Annotated in this window: 17 protein-coding genes; 11 read left to right on the forward strand and 6 right to left on the reverse strand. The window is 72.5% G+C overall.

Annotated features, from left to right (window positions below):
* Positions 1-235 precede the first annotated feature (235 nt).
* Both AC0680_RS10590 and AC0680_RS10595 read right to left on the reverse strand, forming a co-directional pair.
* Positions 236-532 (reverse strand): MTH1187 family thiamine-binding protein, encoded by a 297-nt coding sequence (locus AC0680_RS10590; RefSeq protein ID WP_189451380.1) that lies wholly within the window; start codon positions 530-532, stop codon positions 236-238.
* Positions 529-879: a DUF3817 domain-containing protein gene (locus AC0680_RS10595; RefSeq protein WP_478626625.1), complete on the reverse strand. Its 351-nt coding sequence runs from the start codon at positions 877-879 to the stop codon at positions 529-531. The genes AC0680_RS10590 and AC0680_RS10595 overlap by 4 nt, the downstream gene beginning before the upstream one ends.
* Positions 880-1,127: 248 nt before the next feature.
* On the opposite strand from AC0680_RS10595, the gene AC0680_RS10600 reads away from it, so the two are divergent.
* From AC0680_RS10600 to AC0680_RS10615, 4 genes are all read left to right on the forward strand, one after another.
* Complete coding sequence (locus AC0680_RS10600) at positions 1,128-1,766, forward strand: AIM24 family protein (RefSeq protein ID WP_384432088.1); 639 nt, start codon at positions 1,128-1,130, stop codon at positions 1,764-1,766.
* The gene (locus AC0680_RS10605; protein ID WP_478626627.1) at positions 1,766-2,449 is read left to right on the forward strand and encodes an AIM24 family protein; all 684 of its coding nucleotides are present in this window, start codon (positions 1,766-1,768) and stop codon (positions 2,447-2,449) included. The genes AC0680_RS10600 and AC0680_RS10605 overlap by 1 nt, the downstream gene beginning before the upstream one ends.
* Entirely contained in the window at positions 2,446-3,240 is a 795-nt protein-coding gene (locus tag AC0680_RS10610; RefSeq protein WP_478626630.1) for an AIM24 family protein, read from the forward strand. The genes AC0680_RS10605 and AC0680_RS10610 overlap by 4 nt, the downstream gene beginning before the upstream one ends.
* Before the next feature lie 117 nt (positions 3,241-3,357).
* Entirely contained in the window at positions 3,358-3,834 is a 477-nt protein-coding gene (locus tag AC0680_RS10615) for a MarR family winged helix-turn-helix transcriptional regulator (protein ID WP_478626633.1), read from the forward strand.
* A 41-nt stretch (positions 3,835-3,875) separates the two neighbouring features.
* Here AC0680_RS10615 and AC0680_RS10620 read toward each other — a convergent pair whose 3' ends face one another.
* Positions 3,876-5,294, reverse strand: coding sequence for a sensor histidine kinase (locus AC0680_RS10620; RefSeq protein ID WP_478626636.1), 1,419 nt, complete (start codon positions 5,292-5,294; stop codon positions 3,876-3,878).
* Positions 5,287-6,003, reverse strand: a complete 717-nt coding sequence (locus tag AC0680_RS10625; protein WP_478626638.1) for a response regulator transcription factor — start codon at positions 6,001-6,003, stop codon at positions 5,287-5,289. Before AC0680_RS10625 ends, AC0680_RS10620 begins: the two co-directional genes overlap by 8 nt.
* Positions 6,004-6,132: 129 nt before the next feature.
* Here AC0680_RS10625 and AC0680_RS10630 point away from each other — a divergent pair, with 129 nt between their 5' ends.
* Complete coding sequence (locus AC0680_RS10630) at positions 6,133-6,801, forward strand: PepSY domain-containing protein (RefSeq protein WP_478626641.1); 669 nt, start codon at positions 6,133-6,135, stop codon at positions 6,799-6,801.
* A gap of 91 nt (positions 6,802-6,892) precedes the next feature.
* Here the strand turns inward: AC0680_RS10630 and meaB are convergent, their stop codons facing one another.
* Together meaB and AC0680_RS10640 are read right to left on the reverse strand one after the other, a co-directional pair.
* Entirely contained in the window at positions 6,893-7,852 is a 960-nt protein-coding gene (gene meaB / locus AC0680_RS10635; protein ID WP_468974590.1) for a methylmalonyl Co-A mutase-associated GTPase MeaB, read from the reverse strand.
* A gap of 52 nt (positions 7,853-7,904) precedes the next feature.
* Complete coding sequence (locus AC0680_RS10640) at positions 7,905-9,107, reverse strand: acetyl-CoA C-acetyltransferase (protein ID WP_384432113.1); 1,203 nt, start codon at positions 9,105-9,107, stop codon at positions 7,905-7,907.
* A 137-nt stretch (positions 9,108-9,244) separates the two neighbouring features.
* Here AC0680_RS10640 and mce point away from each other — a divergent pair, with 137 nt between their 5' ends.
* The 6 genes from mce (at position 9,245) to AC0680_RS10670 (ending at position 18,576) form a co-directional block, all read left to right on the forward strand.
* A complete protein-coding gene (gene mce / locus AC0680_RS10645; protein ID WP_384432116.1) occupies positions 9,245-9,685 on the forward strand; it encodes a methylmalonyl-CoA epimerase in 441 nt (146 codons plus the stop codon).
* Positions 9,686-9,893: 208 nt separating this feature from the next.
* A complete protein-coding gene (gene scy, locus AC0680_RS10650; RefSeq protein WP_478626644.1) occupies positions 9,894-14,144 on the forward strand; it encodes a polarized growth protein Scy in 4,251 nt (1,416 codons plus the stop codon).
* A gap of 113 nt (positions 14,145-14,257) precedes the next feature.
* Positions 14,258-15,196, forward strand: a complete 939-nt coding sequence (locus AC0680_RS10655; RefSeq protein ID WP_384432122.1) for a coiled-coil domain-containing protein — start codon at positions 14,258-14,260, stop codon at positions 15,194-15,196.
* Between the two features lie 145 nt (positions 15,197-15,341).
* Positions 15,342-16,397, forward strand: coding sequence for an ABC transporter ATP-binding protein (locus tag AC0680_RS10660; protein WP_478626647.1), 1,056 nt, complete (start codon positions 15,342-15,344; stop codon positions 16,395-16,397).
* Positions 16,398-16,400: 3 nt separating this feature from the next.
* Entirely contained in the window at positions 16,401-17,177 is a 777-nt protein-coding gene (locus AC0680_RS10665; RefSeq protein WP_478626650.1) for an ABC transporter permease, read from the forward strand.
* Between the two features lie 139 nt (positions 17,178-17,316).
* Positions 17,317-18,576: an ABC transporter ATP-binding protein gene (locus AC0680_RS10670; protein ID WP_478626653.1), complete on the forward strand. Its 1,260-nt coding sequence runs from the start codon at positions 17,317-17,319 to the stop codon at positions 18,574-18,576.
* The last annotated feature ends 313 nt before the right edge of the window (positions 18,577-18,889 follow it).

An 18,889-nucleotide genomic window follows, 5' to 3' on the forward strand; every position in this document is an offset into this window, starting at 1 on the left:
CCTCTTCTCTCTCTATTCCTCTCTCCCTTCCCGGTTGGGCTTTCTCCTCCTCTCCCCCCCCCCCCCCCCCCCCCCCCCCCCCCCCCCCCCCCCCCCCCCCCCCCCCCCCCCAGGGCCGTCACCGGCAGCCGAACAGCCCCGCGCAGCGGCACCGCCCGCCGCAGGCGAAACGGCGCGAAACCAACACGGCGGGAAGGCCGACAACGTGGGAGGGCAGCCAAGCGCAGCGGACGGGCTACCCCTCGGAGAGATACCTCTCCACCGTCTCCACCTTCGACGTCAGCCCATCCGTCACCCCGGGACGGATATCGGCCTTGAGGACCAGGGAGACGCGTCCGCAGCGCGCCTCGACGGCCGCGACCGCGCGCTTGACGACGTCCATGACCTCGTCCCACTCGCCTTCGACGGAGGTGAACATCGCGTCCGTACGGTTGGGCAGCCCCGACTCGCGGACGACCCGGACCGCGTCGGCGACGTACTCGCCGACGTCCTCGCCGACGCCGAGCGGGCTCACGGAGAAGGCGACGATCATGCGTTGACGATGCCTTCCTTGCGGGCCCGGGCGGCGATCACGCCGGCCTCCTCCTCGCGCTTGAGGACGCGGTCGCCGTAGAGGCCGCCGAAGGGCACGATCGCCAGCAGGAAGAAGAAGGCGACCCGCTTGAAGGGCCACTTGGTGCGGTTCCACACGTCCAGCAGCAGCACCACGTACGTGATGAAGAGCAGACCGTGGATCAGGCCGAGCGGCATCACCAGGGCGTCGTAGTCGAAGGCCAGACGGAAGCCGGTGCCGAAGATCAGCAGCGCCGGGAAGGAGATCGCCTCCGGGATGGAGGCCAGGCGCAGGCGGTGCAGGGCGGCGGCGGTCTTGATGTCCACAACAACCTCGTTCGGGTGCGGAGGGGCGGTCGGCGCGCAGCGCCGTCTTCTGGGGGTGGAGGTCGGGCGACGGGCGGGCGCATGCTTGTGCAAGGGTTCACAAGCGCGTCCCATTGTTACAGCCGCCCCGGTGATCACCGCGCGCGGGGCCGTCGCAGGGCCCCTGTCCCGGCGTCCGGGAGATCTCAGGGCGGTGTCAGGGGCATGGGACCTGCCCTGCGCGGCCCGGGCCGACTACCGTCTGACGCGTGGCTCAGTTTCGGCTCCAGGGGAGCAAGGTGCTCGCCGTCGACATGACGGGCGACGCCGTCAAGGCGAAAAACGGTGCGATGGTCGCGTACGACGGCCAGATGTCGTTCAAGAAGATGACCGGCGGCGGCGAAGGCCTGCGCGGCATGGTCACCCGCCGGCTGACGGGTGAGCAGATGGCCGTGATGGAGGTGAAGGGCCACGGCACGTGCTACTTCGCCGATCGCGCGAGCGAGATCAGCCTGGTGCAGCTGCGGGGCGAGAAGCTGTACGTGGAGGCCAGCAACCTGCTGTGCACGGACGCCTCGCTGCATACGGGAACGACGTTCACGGGCCTGCGCGGCGCCTCGCAGGGCCACGGCCTGTTCACCACGACGGTCGAGGGCAGCGGCCAGGCGGCGCTGATGTCCCACGGCCCGGCGGTGGTGCTGCGGGTCACCAAGCAGTACCCGCTCCAGGTCGACCCGGGGGCGTATGTCGCGCACACCGGCGAGCTGAAGCAGCACTTCCAGTCCGGGGTGAATTTCCGCAGCTTCATAGGGGAGGGCTCCGGCGAGGCCTTCCAGATCCGCTTCGAGGGTGAGGGCCTGGTGTACGTACAGCCCAGCGAGCGCAACACCGTGGGCGGTGAGGTCTGATGCCGTTCACGGCGCTCAACTCCCGCATGGTGGAGGCCAGGATCGGTCCGGGCCAGCGGATGTTCAGCCAGCGCGGGGCGATGCTCGCCTACCGCGGCGAGGTCAGCTTCACCCCGAACATCCAGGGCGGCCAGGGCGGCGTCGGCTCGATGATCGGCCGCCGGATCGCCGGTGAGGCCACGCCCCTGATGACGGTGGAAGTCCCCCAAGGTCTTGATGACCAGGGAGGTGCCCCCACCGCAACGGTCATGTTCGGGCACGGCGGCCACCACGTCCAGGTCGTCGACCTGACCGGCGAGACGCTGTACGTCGAGGCCGACCGGCTGCTGGCCTTCGACGGCTCGCTGCAGCAGGGCACGATGTTCATGGGCTCGCAGGGCGGGGTGATGGGCATGGTGCGCGGCCAGGTCACCGGCCAGGGCCTGTTCACCACGACCCTCAAAGGCGTCGGCTCGGCCGCGGTGATGGCGCACGGCGGTGTCATCGAGCTGCCGATCACACCCCAGCGCCCGGTCCATGTCGACCCGCAGGCCTACGTCGCCCACCGCGGCGACGTCCGCAACAAACTGTCCACGGCGCTCGGCTGGCGCGACATGGTCGGCCGCGGCTCGGGCGAGGCCTTCCAGCTGGAGCTGTCGGGCCAGGGCACCGTCTACGTACAGGCGTCGGAGGAGAAGCTGTGACCGGTCCCGTCGTCCACGACGTCTCCTCGCTCCCCACCGACGACAACGTCAATCCGTACGCCTTCAGCGTCGATCTGAACGGCCAGTGGTTCCTGCAGAAGGGGAAGATGATCGCCTACTACGGGCGGATCGACTTCCACGGCATCGGGCACGGCCGGCTGGACCGGCTGATCGCCGGAAGTTTTCATTCGCCACTGCACGCCGCGGACTGGGTCGTCGCCGAGGGGCAGGGAAAGATGCTGCTCGCAGACCGTGCGTTCGATGTGAATTCCTTCGATCTGGATGAGGGCAACCTCACTATTCGCTCGGGCAACTTGCTCGCGTTTCAGCCATCTCTGTCGCTGAAGCAGTCGATCATCCCGGGCTTCCTCACCCTGATCGGTACGGGCAAGTTCGTGGCCGCCTCCAACGGCCCGGTGGTCTTCATGGAGCCGCCGCTCCGGGTGGACCCGCAGGCGCTCGTCGGCTGGGCGGACTGCCCCTCCCCCTGCCACCACTACGACCACCAGTACCTGCGGGGATTCCTGGGCGGGCTGCGGGCGCACACCGGCATCGGCGGGGCGTCGGGCGAGGAGCACCAGTTCGAGTTCGTCGGCGCCGGCACGGTCCTGCTGCAGTCGACGGAGCAGCTGATGCCGGAGCTGGCGACCGGCGAGATCCCCGCCGAGGCGGGCGTTCCGGGCGGCGGCGGGCATGGCCCGCACGGCGGCGGACACCCCCCGCAAAGTGGCTCACAACTGCCCCAACTGCCCGGCAACCTCGGGAGCCTCCAACGCCGCTTCGGGCTGTGAGCGGTAGTCTGCGGACGGTGACGTCGAACGAATGACCAACGTCCGACCCCGACCGGCCGGCGCCGCCACCCCGGGACGATTAATTAATTATTCAACTTTTACGGATAGAATTCATCCATGACGACCGACAGCGACACCCCCTGGCTGACCGACCAGGAGCAGCGTGCCTGGCGCACTCATCTGGACGTCAGCAGGCTGCTGATGCACCAACTGGAGCGCGATCTGCAGCCGTTCGGCCTGACGAACAACGACTACGAGATCCTGGTCAACCTCTCCGAGGCCGAGGACCACCGGCTCCGGATGAGCGACCTGGCAGCCAGCACCCTGCAGTCCAAGAGCCGTCTCTCCCACCAGATCACCCGGATGGAGAACGCCGGTCTGGTGCGCCGCGAGAGCTGCGAGTCGGACCGTCGAGGCCTGTACGCCGTGCTGACGGAGGAGGGCTGGGACACCATGCGCCGGGTCGCCCCGCACCATGTCGCATCGGTCCGCAAGCACTTCATCGACCTGTTCGCCCCCGACGACCTCCAAGCGCTGCGCGCCTCGCTCACTCCGGTGGCCGAACACCTCCGCACGCATCGCGGCGGTCTCTGACCCAGAGCCCCGCGGCCCCTCCCCGGGGCCGCGGTGCCGGCTCAGCCGGCCACCGGCAGCCGCAGCTCGAACACCGCGCCCTGGCGGACGGCCAGCGAGCCGCCGTGCCGCACCGCGACATCCCGCGCGATGGCCAGCCCCAGCCCGGCCCCGCCGTCGTCCCGCGCCCGCGCGTCGTCGAGCCGTACGAACCGCTCGAAGATCCGCTCCCGCTCCGCCTCCGGGACCCCCGGCCCGTCGTCCTCGACCCGCAGCACCGCCCACTCCCCCGCGCGCACCACATCCACCCGCACGGACGAGTCCGCATGGCGCTGCGCGTTGTCCAGCAGATTGCCCAGCACCCGCCCCAACTGACTGCGGGACCCGGCCACTTCCACGCTCGCCGACTCGCCCACCCGCACCGGGATCCGGTCCCCGACCCGCTGCGAGCTCTCCTCGCGCACCATCGCCGCCAGGTCCACGCGGGCGTCGGCCGGCCGCTCCCCCGCGTCCAGCCGGGCCAGCAGCAGCAGATCCGCCGCCAGCCGCTGCAGCCGTACGGTGTCGGCCACCGCTCCCGGCACATCCAGCAACTCCGGGTGGGCCACCGCCACTTCCAGCTGGGTGCGCAGGCTCGCGATCGGGCTGCGCAGCTCGTGCGAGGCGTCCGCCACGAAGCGCCGCTGCCGCTCGACGCTCGCCTCCAGCGCGGCGAGCGTCTCATTGGTCGTCCGCGCCAGCCGGGCGATCTCGTCCCGCGCGGCCGGCTCCGGCACCCGCCGCGACAGGTCCGTACTCGCCGTGATCGCCGCCATCTCCGCACGGATCCCCTCCACGGGCCGCAGCGCCCGCCGGGTCACCAGCCAGGTCACCCCCGCGACCACCACGAGCAGCAGCGGCAGCCCGATCAGCATGGCGTCGCGCACCGACCCGACGGCGTCGCGCTCCGGCGCCAGCGCCGAGCCCGCCCGCACCGTGGCCTTCTCCCCGCGGCTGTCCTTGGCCTCGACCACCGCGAACCGGTAGTCGCCGACCGTGCCGTCGACGTCCGCGGTGCCGTCCAGATAGTGGACGTCCTCGTCGACCTCGCCGGGCCTGAGCCCGGTCGCGTCGTCGTCCTCCCCGCCGTCGTCGTCATCCGGCGGCGGGGCGTGCCCCCCGCCCCGCTGCCCGCTCGTCACGCGCCTGCCGTCGACCGCCCGTACGTCCTCGCCCACCGCCAGCACCCGGCCGTCCTCGTCGGTGACCACCACCGGGTGGTCGTCGCCGTCCGGCAGATCGAGCTTCGGGTACGCGGTGCCCGTGGCGATCTGCGCGGCGACCTCGCGCGCGGCGACCTCGGACCGCAGCCCGGCCTGCTGCTGCAGATTGCCGCGCAGCACGAGCAGCACCGCGGTGCCCGCCGCGATCAGCGCCAGCGCCACCACCGCGGTCGCCCCGGCCGCCGCCCTGGCCCGTACGGACCCCGGCGCCCTAGTCACCGGCCACCAGCCGGTATCCCGCGCCGCGCACCGTCGCGATGTGCCCGGCGCCGAGCTTGCGCCGCAGCGCGCTGACGTAGACCTCGATGATGTTGACATCGCCCTCGTAGGCGAAGTCCCAGACGTGCTCCAGGATCTCCGCCTTGGAGACGACGTCGCCCGGTCGCAGCGCCAGCTGCTCCAGTACGGCGAACTCCTTCGTGGTCAGCGCCACTTCCGCGCCGTCCCGCTCGACCCGGCGCGCCCCCTGGTCGATGGCGAGCGACCCCACCCGCAGCACGGGCTGCGCACTGCGCCCGCGCCGCCGCAGCAGCGCCTTCACCCGCGCCACCAGCACCACGTACGAGAACGGCTTGGTCAGGTAGTCGTCGGCGCCGGTGTCCAGCCCCTCGGCCTCGTCGTACTCGCCGTCCTTGGCGGTCAGCATCAGGATCGGCACCTCGTTGCCGGCCGCGCGCAGCGCGCCGCAGACGTGGTAGCCGTTCATGCCCGGCAGCATGATGTCGAGCACGATCAGGTCGTAGCCGCCCTCACCCGCCCGGTGCAGTCCCTCCCGGCCGTCGTGCACCACATCGACCGCGTACCCCTCGGCCCGCAGGCCCTTCGCCAGCGACAGGGCCAGCCGCTTTTCGTCCTCCACGATCAACAGTCGAAGGGGGCGGCGCGCAGCGCCTCGGTCAGGGTGGTGGTGGGTGACGGGAGGGCGCATACACGTACCTTGCCAGGCCGAACCTGAAGACCCCTTCAGGTGCCTTCAGCTCCCCTTCAGCTTCGCCCGGTCATGGTGGGGACACAGCGTTCGAAAGCGCTGGCACAGCCGACCTCAGGGGAGAGAAACATGAAGCGCCACCTCGTCATCGCCACCGCCGCCGCGGCCGCCCTGATCGCCGGGGGCACGGTCACCGCCGTCGCGGTCAACAACGACAGCGGCCCCGGCAGCGCCCAGTCCGGCGCGCAGACCTCGGCGCAGCTGGCGAAGCAGTCCAGCGTCCAGCTGCCAGGCGCGGACGACCACGGCCAGGAGGAGGTCCGTGAGGCCGGCGCCGCCAAGGTGACCGCCCCCGAGGCCGCGGCCGCCGCCCTGAAGGCCGTCCCCGGCGCCGTCACCGGCCTCGACCTGGACACCGACCGGCCCGGCCTGGTCTGGGACGCGGACGTCCTGGGCAAGGACGGCACGTGGCACGAGCTCACGCTGGACGCGGGCACCGCACGGGTGCTCAACCAGCACGTCGAGCACGGCGACGACGACGATCACGCCCGTGCCCGGGCCGCCCTCGACGGCGCGCGCACCGACGCCGCGGCCGCCGCCCGCAGCGCCGCGCCGCACGGCACGGTGACCTCCGTCGAGCTGGACGGCGACCACCGGTCGAAGGCCGTCTGGGAGGTCGAGACCGTCACCAAGGACGGCAAGGAGCACAAGCTGCTGGTCGACCCGCGGACCGGCAAGCTGAGCGCCGCGCCCGCACACGACGCGGACGACGACGACAACGACGGCGCGGACGACTGACGACGCGTCCGCTGAAGGACCGGATCGCGCCAAGGCCGGGGCACCGCGGTGCCCCGGCCTTCAGGCCTGTCCGACGGTCGAACGCCGGGCGTCAGCCCCCGTTCGTCAGCCCCTCCACCAGCTCGTCCGCCGCCCGGTAGGGGTCCGTCTCACCCGCGACGATGCGCTCGGCCAGGGCGTCCAGGCGGCGGTCGCCGCTCAGGTCCCCGATGCGTTCGCGCAGCGCGGTGACCGCGATGGTCTCGACCTCGTGGGCGGCCCGGGCGCGGCGGCGCTCGGACAGCACGCCGTGCTCCTCCATCCAGGCGCGGTGCTTCTCCAGCGCCTCGACGACCTCGTCGACGCCCTCGGCGCGCGCCGCGACCGTCTTGACGATCGGGGGGCGCCAGTCCCCCGGTGCCCGGGATTCGCCCAGCCCCAGCATGTGGTTGAGCTCGCGGGCGGTGGCGTCGGCGCCGTCCCGGTCCGCCTTGTTGACGACGTAGACGTCGCCGATCTCCAGGATTCCGGCCTTCGCGGCCTGGATCCCGTCGCCCATGCCGGGCGCGAGCAGCACCACGCTGGTGTCGGCCTGCGAGGCGATCTCCACCTCGGACTGGCCGACGCCGACCGTCTCGACGAGGATCACCTCGCAGCCGGCCCCGTCCAGGACCCGGATCGCCTGCGGAGCGGCCCAGGCCAGGCCGCCCAGATGGCCGCGGGTGGCCATCGAGCGGATGTACACGCCGGGGTCGGAGGCGTGCTCGCTCATCCGGACCCGGTCACCGAGCAGCGCGCCACCGGAGAACGGCGAGGACGGGTCGACGGCGAGCACGCCGACCCGCTTGCCCGCCTTGCGGTAGGCCGTCACCAGCGCGGAGGTGGTGGTGGACTTCCCGACTCCGGGTGAGCCGGTCAGCCCGACCACATAGGCGTTGCCGGTGAGCGGCGCCAGCGCCGCCATCACCTCACGCAGCTCCGGTGCCGCCCCCTCCACGAGGGAGATCAGCCGGGCCACCGCCCGGGGCCGGCCCTGCCGTGCCTGCTCCACCAGCTGGGGGACGTCCACCATCGCTGCCGTCTCCTTCGGCTCGCTCGTCCGCGTCCGGCCCGCCCGTACGCGCTTACTTACCCGGTACGCGAATGATCAGCGCGTCGCCCTGGCCACCGCCACCGCACAGCGCGGCGGCACCCACGCCACCGCCCCGCCGGCGCAGCTCCAGCGCGAGGTGCAGCACGATGCGGGCGCCGGACATGCCGATCGGGTGCCCCAGCGCGATCGCGCCGCCGTTGACATTCACCTTTTCCGGGGATACCCCGAGATCCTTCATTGACTGCACGGCGACGGCCGCGAACGCCTCGTTGATCTCGATCAGGTCAAGATCGTCGACGGTGAGGCCGTCCTTGTCCAGCGCGTGGTTGATGGCGTTGGACGGCTGGGACTGCAGCGAGTTGTCCGGGCCCGCGACGTTGCCGTGCGCGCCGATCTCCGCGATCCACTCCAGGCCCAGCTCCTCGGCCTTGGCCTTGCTCATGACGACGACGGCGGCGGCGCCGTCGGAGATCTGCGAGGACGTGCCGGCGGTGATCGTGCCGTCCTTGGCGAACGCCGGACGCAGCTTGCCCAGCGACTCCGCCGTGGTCTCCGCGCGGATGCCCTCGTCCTTGCTGAAGACGACCGGCTCGCCCTTGCGCTGCGGAATCTCCACGGGGGTGATCTCGGCCTCGAAGAGCCCGTTCTTCTGGGCCGCGGCGGCCCGCTGGTGGGAGCGCGCGGCGATCTCGTCCTGCTCCGGACGGGCGATGCCCAGCCGGGTGTTGTGCTTCTCGGTCGACTCGCCCATCGCGATGCCCTCGAAGGAGTCGGTCAGGCCGTCGTGGGCCATCGCGTCGAGCATCTCGATGGCGCCGTACTTGAAGCCCTCACGGGACTTGGGGAGCAGGTGCGGGGCGTTGGTCATGGACTCCTGGCCGCCCGCGACGACGACGTCGAACTCACCCGCGCGGATGAGCTGGTCGGCCAGCGCGATGGCGTCCAGGCCCGAGAGACAGACCTTGTTGACCGTCAGCGCGGGGACGTTCATGGGGATGCCGGCCTTGACCGCGGCCTGGCGTGCCGGGATCTGCCCCGCCCCGGCCTGCAGCACCTGGCCCATGATCACGTACTGCACCTGGTCGCCGCCGATGCCCGCCCGGTCCAGCGCCGCCTTGATGGCGACACCGCCCAGGTCGGCGCCCGAGAAGGTCCGCAGGGATCCCAGGAGCCGCCCCATGGGGGTGCGTGCTCCCGCCACGATGACTGAGGTGGTGCCGTTCGTTGCAGACATGCGATGCGGCCTTCCTTTGCAGGGAAGTTAACGAGGGTTCCCGTCAATGTACTGAGCGGTACGCGCCGGGTCACCGGCAAGCGGGTGTGATCGCGCGCACGTTGCGTAACCAGCCGTGAGAGGGGTGCACTGGAGCCATGCTGACGCGAATCGACCACATCGGGATCGCCTGTTTCGACCTCGACAAGACTGCCGAGTTCTACCGTGCCACGTACGGCTTCGAGGTGTTCCACTCCGAGGTCAACGAGGAGCAGGGCGTGCGGGAGGCCATGCTCAAGATCAACGAGACGTCGGACGGCGGCGCCACGTACCTGCAGCTGCTGGAGCCCACCCGCGAGGACTCCGTGGTCGGCAAATGGCTGGCCAAGAACGGTGAGGGCGTCCACCACATCGCCTTCGGCACCGCGGACGTCGACACCGACTCCGCGGCCATCCGCGACAAGGGCGTCCGGGTCCTCTACGACGAGCCCAGGACGGGTTCGATGGGGTCGCGGATCACCTTCCTGCACCCCAAGGACTGCCACGGTGTGCTGACCGAACTCGTCACCGCCGCGCCCCCCGCCGCGACGGACCACTGACCTTCGCGTTCCCCGGCCGGTAGAGTGCAGCCTCGGCCGGGGTACGGGAATGGGGCTCGATCCATACTCTGCCGATGATCTGACACCATTTCTTCGGAAGGGTCGGCTCCAACGGGTGTGAGTCCGGTACGACGTGACGTGTACGGGACGACCACTGCAGGACCGGAGCCGGCCGCCACCATGACCAGGGGACGGATGGGACCGCGCAGTGCGGGGCAACGACCGCTACGAGGCTGACGACCACCTCTCGCAGTTCGAAGCCGAGATGGAGCGGCTGAAGACCGAGCGGGACAAGGCCGTCCAGCACGCCGACGACCTCGGCTACCAGGTCGAGGTGCTGCGCGCCAAGCTGCATGAGGCGCGCCGCAACCTCGCGACCCGCCCTGCCTACGACAACATCAGTCACCAGGCCGAACAGCTGCTGCGCAATGCGCAGATCCAGGCCGACCAGCTGCGTTCGGACGCCGAGCGCGAGCTGCGCGAGGCGCGGGCGCAGACCCAGCGGCTGCTGCAGGAGCAGGCCGAGCGGCAGTCCCGGCTGGAGGCCGAGCTGCACGCCGAGGCGGTCAGCCGCCGCCAGCGCCTCGACGAGGAGCTCAACGAGCGCCGGCAGACCGTCGAATCGCACGTCAACGAGAACGTCGCCTGGGCCGAACAGCTCCGCGCCCGTACGGAGTCGCAGGCCCGCCGCCTGATGGAGGAGTCCCGGGCGGAGTCCGAGCAGGCGCTGGCGTCCGCCCGGGCCGAGGCCCAGCGGCTGGTCGAGCGGGCCCGTGAGCGGCTCGGCACCGAGGCCGAAGAGGCCCGCGCCGAGGCGGAATCCATCCTGCGCCGGGCCCGTACGGACGCCGAGCGGCTGCTGACCGCCGCCTCCAACCAGGCCCAGGAGGCCACCGACCAGGCCGAGCAGCTGCGTACCAGCGCCGGCACCGACGCGGAGGAGGCCCGCCGGCAGGCCACCGAGCTCACCCGCACCGCCGAGTCCCGCGTCCAGGAGGCGGACACGGCGCTGCGCGAGGCGCGCGCCGAGGCGGAGAAGCTGGTCGAGGAGGCCCAGCAGAGCGCCACCAAGCGGCTGTCGGCGGCCGAGTCGGAGAACGAGCAGCGCACCCGTACGGCCAAGGCGGAGATCGCCCGGCTGGTCGGGGAGGCCACCAAGGAGGCCGAGGCCCTCAAGGCGGAGGCCGAGCAGCTGCGCGCCGACGCCCGTACGGAGGCCGAGCGGCTGGTCGCCGAGGCACAGGAGACCGCGCGGTCGAAGGTGGCCGAGGACTCCGCGGCGCAGCTGGCGAAGGCCGCGCGCACCGCCGAGGAGGTGCTGACCAAGGCCTCGGAGGACGCCAAGGCCACCACCAAGGCCGCCGCCGAGGAGGCCGAACGGCTGCGCAGGGAGGCCGAGTCCGAGGCGGACCGGCTGCGCGAAGAGGCCCATGACACCGCGGCGCAGCTCAAGGGCGCGGCGAAGGACGACACCAAGGAGTACCGCGCCAAGACCGTCGAGCTCCAAGAGGAGGCGCGGCGGCTGCGCGGCGAGGCGGAGCAGCTGCGCGCCGACGCGGTCGCCGAGGGCGAGCGGATCCGCAGCGAGGCCCGCCGGGAGGCGGTCCAGCAGATCGAGGAGGCCGCCGGTACCGCCGAGGAGCTGCTGGCCAAGGCGAAGTCCGATGCCGAGGAGACCCGTTCGGGCGCCGTCTCCGAGAGCGAGCGGGTGCGGACGGAGGCCATCGAGCGCGCCTCGGCGCTGCGCCGGCAGGCCGAGGACGCGCTGGAGCGGGCCCGTGCCGAGGCCGAGCAGCTGCTGACCGAGGGCGCCGAGGCCGCGGAGCTGGTGACCGACGAGGCCGAGGCGGCGGCGGCACGGCTGCGCGCGGAGGCCGAGGCGGCCGCCGAGGAGCGTCGCACCGAGGCGCAGGCGGAGCTGGACCGGCTGCGCGGTGAGGCGGACGACAAGGTCGCCGCCGCCGAGGAGTCGCTGCGCGAGGCCCGCGCGGAGGCCGAGCGGCTGCGCCGGGAGACCCAGGAGGAGGCGGCCCGGCTCAAGTCGGAGGCCGCGGAGCGGCGGAGGACGCTGCAGCAGGAGGCCGAGGACGAGGCCGAGCGGCTGCGCACGGAGGCCGCCGCGGACGCCTCGGCGGCACGCGCCGAGAGCGAGTCGGTCGCCTCGCGGCTGCGCAGCGAGGCCGCGGCCGAGGCGGAGCGGCTGAAGGCGGAGGCCCAGGAGACCGCGGACCGGGTGCGCGCGGAGGCGGCGGCCGCCGCCGAGCGCACGGGCACGGAGGCCGCGCAGGCACTGGCCGAGGCGCAGGAGGAGGCCGCACGGCGGCGCCGGGAGGCCGAGCAGCTGCTGGGCGAGGCCCGCGAGGAGGCCCACCAGGAGCGCACCGCCGCCCGCGAGCAGAGCGAGGAGCTGCTGGCCTCGGCCCGTACGCGGGTCGGCGAGGCGCAGGAGGAGGCCGCGCGGCTGGTCGAGGAGGCGGACCGGCGCGCCGCGGAGCTGGTGGCGACGGCCGAGCAGACCGCACAGCAGGTGCGGGAGTCGGTCGCGGGGCTGCACGAGCAGGCTGCCGAGGAGATCGCCGGTCTGCGGTCGGCGGCCGAGCACGCGGCTGACCGCACCAGGACCGAGGCGCAGGAGGAGGCCGACCGGGTCCGCACCGACGCCTACGACGAGCGGGAGCGCGCCTCGCAGGACGCGGCGCGGATCCGCAGCGAGGCGCAGGAGGCGTCGGAGGCCGCGAAGTCCCTGGCCGAGCGGTCGGTCGCGGAGGCGATCGAGGAGGCCGAGCGGCTGCGCGCCGAGGCGGCCGGGGTGCTGGACGAGGCGCGCCGGGACGCCGACACGGCGCGGACGCAGGCCGGCGAGCAGGCCGACCGGCTGGTGTCGGAGGCCACCGCGCAGGCCGGGAAGCTGGTCGCGGACGCCTCGGCGAAGGCCCAGCAGCTGCGTACGGACGCCTCGGACGCGCTGGCGTCCGGCGAGCAGGACGCCGCGCGGGCCCGCGCGGAGGCGCGGGACGACGCGAACCGCATGCGCTCGGACGCCGCGGAGCAGGCCGACCGGCTGATCACCGAGGCCCGTACGGAGGCCGAACGGATCGTCACCGAGGCCACCGAGCTGACCTCTTCGGCGCAGGACGACGCGGACCGCACCCTCGCCGAGGGCCGCGAGGCCGCTGAGAGGCTGCGCACGGAGGGCGAGCAGCAGGCCCGGTCCCTGGTGGCGGAGGCCACGGAGACGGCACAGCGGCTGCGCGCCGAGGCGGCCGAGGTGCTGGAGGGCGCCCGCAAGGACGCCGAGCAGACCGGCGACGAGGCGCGCAAGGCGGCCAACAAGACGCGTTCGGACGCCGCGCAGCAGGCCGACGAGCTGATGTCGGAGGCCGCGACCGAGGCGGAGCGGCTGCGCAACGACGCGGCCGAGACCACCGCGGACGCCGAGCGGGACGCCGACCGCACCCGGGCCGACGCCCGTGAGCAGGCCGACCGCATGATCGCGACGGCCACCGCGGAGGCGGACCGGCTCCGGGCGGAGGCGGCCGAGACGGTCACCGCCGCGCAGGAGCACGCCAACCGCACCCGCGGGGAGTCCGCGAAGGTCAAGGAGGACGCGGAGGCGGCGGCCGAGCGGATGCGCGCCGAGGCCCAGCAGGAGGCCGAGCAGCTGCTCGACGAGGCCCGCAAGGACGCCGCCAAGCGCCGTGGGGACGCCGCCGAACAGGCCGACCAGCTCGTCGCCAAGGCGCAGGAGGAGGCGCTGAAGGCGGCCACCGCCGCCGAGGAGCAGGCCGACACGATGGTCGGGGCGGCCCGCAAGGAGGCCGAGCGGATCGTCACGGAGGCGACCGCCGACGGCAACGCGCGGGTCGAGAAGGCCCGTACGGACGCCAACTCGCTGCTGGAGGAGGCCCGCGGGGACGCCACGGCCATAAGGGAGCGCGCCGACGAGCTGCGCCAGCGCATCGAGTCCGAGGTCGAGGAGCTGCACGAGCGGGCCCGCCGGGAGTCGGCCGAGACGATGAAGAACGCCGGCGAACGGGTCGACAAGCTCATCGCGCAGGCCACGGCCCAGCAGGTGGAGGCCGAGGAGAAGGCCGACCGGATGATGGCGGACGCGAACAGCGAGGCGAGCAAGGTCCGGATCGCGGCGGTGAAGAAGGCCGAGGGCCTGATCAAGGAGGCCGAGAACAAGAAGGCCGAGGCGGTGCGCGACGCGGAGCGCCGGCGTACGGAGGCCGAGGCGGAGGCTGCCCGCATCGTGGACGAGGGCAAGCGGGAGCTGGAGGTCCTGGTGCGCCGGCGGGAGGACATCAACGCCGAAATCTCCCGCGTTCAGGACGTTCTGGAAGCTCTGGAGTCGTTCGAGGCGCCCGGTGGGGGCGCAGAAGGCAAGACCAACGGGGTGAAAGCGGGCGCGGGAGCCGGTGCAACTCGTTCGAGTGGCAAGCAGTCTGAAGGGTAGCCACTCAAATGAGGGGTCATTCTCCAGATCAAACGGGCAATGACTCGATGACACGCCGTTGTGACCCCTAGGATTCTCCTTATCACCTCACCGGTCTCTTCGACAGGAACCCCATGAGCGACACTTCCTCCCCCTTCGGCTTCGAGCTCGTGCGGCGTGGGTACGACCGCGGTCAGGTGGACGACCGCATCACGAAGCTCGTCGCCGACCGCGACAGCGCGCTGGCCCGCATCACGTCGCTGGAAAAGCGGATCGAGGAGCTGCACCTCGAGACGCAGAACGCCCAGGCGCAGGTCAATGACGCCGAACCGTCCTACGCGGGCCTCGGGGCGCGCGTGGAGAAGATCCTCCGTCTCGCCGAGGAGGAGGCGAAGGATCTGCGCGAGGAGGCCCGCCGGGCCGCCGAGCAGCACCGCGAGCTGGCCGAGTCGGCCGCCCAGCAGGTCCGCAACGACGCGGAGGCGTTCGCCGCCGAGCGCAAGGCGAAGGCGGAGGACGAGGGCGCCCGGATCGTCGAGAAGGCCAAGGGCGAGGCGTCCACGCTGCGCGCGGAGGCGCAGAAGGACGCGCAGTCCAAGCGCGAGGAGGCGGACTCCCTCTTCGAGGAGACCCGTGCCAAGGCCGCCCAGGCCGCCGCGGACTTCGAGACCAACCTCGCCAAGCGCCGCGAGCAGTCCGAGCGCGACCTGGCCTCGCGTCAGGCCAAGGCCGAGAAGCGGCTCGCGGAGATCGAGCACCGCGCCGAGCAGCTCCGCCTGGAGGCCGAGAAGCTGCGCACGGACGCCGAGCGCCGGGCCCGCCAGACGGTGGAGACCGCGCAGCGCCAGGCCGAGGACATCGTGGCGGACGCCAACGCCAAGGCCGACCGCATCCGCAGCGAATCCGAGCGCGAGCTGGCGGCGCTGACCAACCGCCGCGACTCGATCAACGCGCAGCTGACCAACGTCCGCGAGATGCTGGCGACGCTGACCGGCGCGGCGGTGGCCGCGGCCGGCGCCCCCGGCGACGAGGAGGCCATCTCCCGCGGCGTCCCGGCCCAGCAGACCCGCTGACTGTCGGAAGGTTTCACCGCTCCCCCGTGCGACCGCGCCCCCGTAATTCGCCCACCGAGGCGGATTCGGGGGCGCCGTCGTAGGGGTCGACCGGGCGGCCCCGCCCCGGTGGCAGGGCCCGTGCGCCGCCCCTAGCGTGCTGTACATGATCGAGCTCGACGGGCTGACCAAGCACTACGGCGACACGGTCGCCGTGGACCACCTCACCTTCACGGTCCGGCCCGGCATCGTCACCGGCTTCCTCGGCCCCAACGGCGCGGGCAAGTCGACGACCATGCGGATGATGCTCGATCTGGACAACCCGACCTCCGGCACGGTCCGCATGGACGGCCGGCACTACCGGCAGCTGCACGATCCGCTGACGTACATAGGCGCGCTGCTGGAGGCGAAGGCGGTACACGGCGGCCGCAGCGCCGCCAACCATCTGCTGTGCCTGGCGCAGAGCAACGGCATCCCGCGCAGCCGGGTCGGCGAGGTGCTCGACACGGTGGGGCTGAGTTCGGTCGCGAAGAAGCGCGTCAAGGGCTTCTCCCTCGGCATGAGCCAGCGGCTCGGCATCGCCGCCGCCCTCCTGGGCGACCCCCAGGTGCTGCTCTTCGACGAACCGGTCAACGGCCTGGACCCCGAGGGCATCCACTGGATCCGCAACCTGATGAAGAACCTCGCGGCCCAGGGCCGTACGGTCTTCGTCTCCTCCCACCTGATGAGCGAGATGGCGCTGACCGCCGACCACTTGGTGGTCATCGGGCAGGGCCGGCTGATGGCGGACACCTCCATGAAGGACTTCATCCACCAGAACTCGCGGTCGTACGTCCGGATGCGGAGCCCGGAGCGGGAGCGGCTGCTCGGTGTGCTGCGGGACGAGGGCATCCACGCGGTGGCGGTCGGCGACGGCTCGCTGGAGGTCGACGGGGTGCCCGCCGAGCGGCTCGGCGAACTGGCCACCGCCCACCGCCTGATCCTGCACGAGCTCAGCCCCCAGCAGGCGTCCCTGGAGGAGGCGTTCATGCGGCTGACGGCCGGGTCGGTGGAGTACCACGCGCACGACGGGGAACCGCACACCGCACCGGACCGGCCGCCCCGGCCCTCGCCACCCCCGTGGTCTCCGCAGCCGCCGCGTCCCCCGGGGCCGGCCGGAGCGGGGCCCGACGCGCCCCGGCCGGCCGGCTGGGGCGCCGACTGGCGGAAGAAGAGGAGCTGATCGATGGCGGTGGTCGGGCAGGTCATCCGTTCGGAGTGGACCAAGATCCGGTCGGTGCGGTCCACGGTGTGGACGCTGGGCACCGCCGTCGTGGTCACCATCGCGCTCGGCGTGCTGATCTGCACGCTGGTCGGCAACGACTTCGCCGCCATGCCGGCCCGGGAGCGGCTGTCGTTCGACGCCACCAACCTGAGCTTCGCCGGCATGGGACTGGGCCAGCTCGCGATGATCGTCTTCGGGGTGCTGGTGGTCTCGAACGAGTACAGCACCGGCATGATCCGCGCCTCGCTCGCGGCCGTACCGCAGCGCGGCACCTTCCTGTTCTGCAAGCTGCTGGTGGCCACCGCGCTGGTCTTCGTCGTCGGCCTGGTGACCAGCTTCGCCGCATTCTTCACCGGGCAGTCGGCGCTGGGCGAGGGCCTGCGCGCGTACCTGGGTGACCCGGGGGTGCTGCGCGCGGTGATCGGCGGCGGCCTCTATATGACCCTGATCGCGCTGTTCTCGATGGCGGTCGCCACGATGCTGCGCGGCCCGATGCTGTCGCTGGGCATCCTGATGCCGTTCTTCTTCCTGATCTCGCGCATCCTGGGCAACGTCTCCGCGACCCGCAAGGTCGGCCGCTTCCTGCCGGACCAGGCGGGCCAGAAGATCATGGAGGTGGTGCCCCCCGTCGGCAGCGATGTGCCGTACGGCCCGTGGGGCGGATTCGGCATCATGGTCGCCTGGACCGCGGCGGCCCTGATCGGCGGCTACGTCCTGCTGAAGAGACGGGACGCTTAGCCGCCCGCACCCGCCCCGTACGGCGGCTGAGCACCGCGCAGCGAAATTGACGGGAACCGTCAACGGCCGGATAGCCTCCTAACCCTCACGGGGGTACGAGAGAGCACCTCTGCCCCGACCATCTCGCGAGGGGCGGAGAATGATCGAGGCAGTCGGCCTGACGAAGCGCTACGGCGCCAAGACGGCCGTGTACAACCTGTCGTTCCAGGTACGGCCGGGTGCGGTGACCGGCTTCCTGGGGCCCAACGGCTCCGGCAAGTCGACGACCATGCGCATGATCCTGGGTCTGGACGCACCGACCTCGGGGCACGCCACCATCGCCGGCCGCCCGTTCCGCAGCCTCCCCAACGCCCCGCGCCAGGTGGGCGCGCTGCTCGACGCCAAGGCCGTGCACGGCGGCCGCAGCGCCCGCCAGCACCTGCTCTCGCTCGCCCAGCTGTCCGGTATCCCCGCCCGCCGGGTCGACGAGGTGCTCGGCGTGGTCGGTCTCCAGGACGTCGCGGGCCGGCGCTCCAAGGGCTTCTCGCTCGGCATGGGCCAGCGCCTGGGCATCGCCGCGGCACTGCTCGGCGATCCGCAGGTGCTGCTCTTCGACGAGCCGGTCAACGGCCTGGACCCCGAGGGCATCCTGTGGGTGCGCAACCTGATGAAGCAGCTGGCGGCCGAGGGCCGTACGGTCTTCGTCTCCTCCCACCTGATGAGCGAAATGGCGCTGACCGCCGACCACTTGATCGTCATCGGCCGCGGGCAGCTGCTGGCGGACATGTCGGTCAAGGACTTCATCTCGGCCAACTCCGCCGACTTCGCCCGGGTCCGTACTCCGGACACCGAGCCGGAGCAGCGCGAGAAGCTGACCGCCGCGATCGGTGAGGCGGGCGGCCAGGCGACGCCGGAGCCGGACGGCGCACTGCGGGTGACCGGGCTGCCGCTGCCCAGGATCAGCGATCTGGCGCACGAGGCCGAGGTCCGCCTCTGGGAGCTCTCGCCGCACCAGGCGTCCCTGGAGGAGGCGTACATGCGGATGACCCAGGCCGCCGTGGACTACCGCTCGACCAACGACCCGCGCGCCGGTCTGCAGCAGGCCGCCGCCGGGTACGCCCCGCAGGGCGGCGTCCCGGGGTACGCGGGTGGTCAGCCCGCGATGCCCGGTCAGGAACAGCCCAACCCCTACGCCCAGCAGGCTCCGTACGGCCAGGCGCCCGCCGCCGCCCCGGGGCCGGGCTATCCGCCGCCGGCGCAGGGTCACCCGTACGGGGCACCCGCGTCGTACGGTGCGCCCCACCCTTACGGGCAGCAGCCCTCCCCCGCGCCCATGCCGCCCACCGCCGCCGGCGCCCCGGCCGCGTACCCCGCACCCCCCGCACCCCTGCCCACGCCGCAGAACGAGGACGCCCGATGACCAGCCCTCAGCAGCCGCAGCCCCAGCCGCAGCCTGAGCGCGGACCGCATGACGCCGGCGCACCGCAGCAGCCGATGCCTGCCGCACCGCCGATGCCGCCCACCGCACCGCCGGCCGCCCCGCCCCAGCCGCAGGGCCCGCCGGAGCAGCCGGCCGACCAGCAGCCGGCACCGGGGCAGCCCGCGCCCGCCAAAGAGGCCGGCACGATGATGCTCCAGGCCCAACCGGCGCCCGAGCAGCCCGCACCCGCCAAGGAAGCGGGCACGATGATGCTCCAGGCGCAGCCGGCGCCCGAGCAGCCCGCCCCTGCCGG

The sequence above is a fragment of the Streptomyces sp. NPDC043738 genome, from assembly GCF_056436545.1.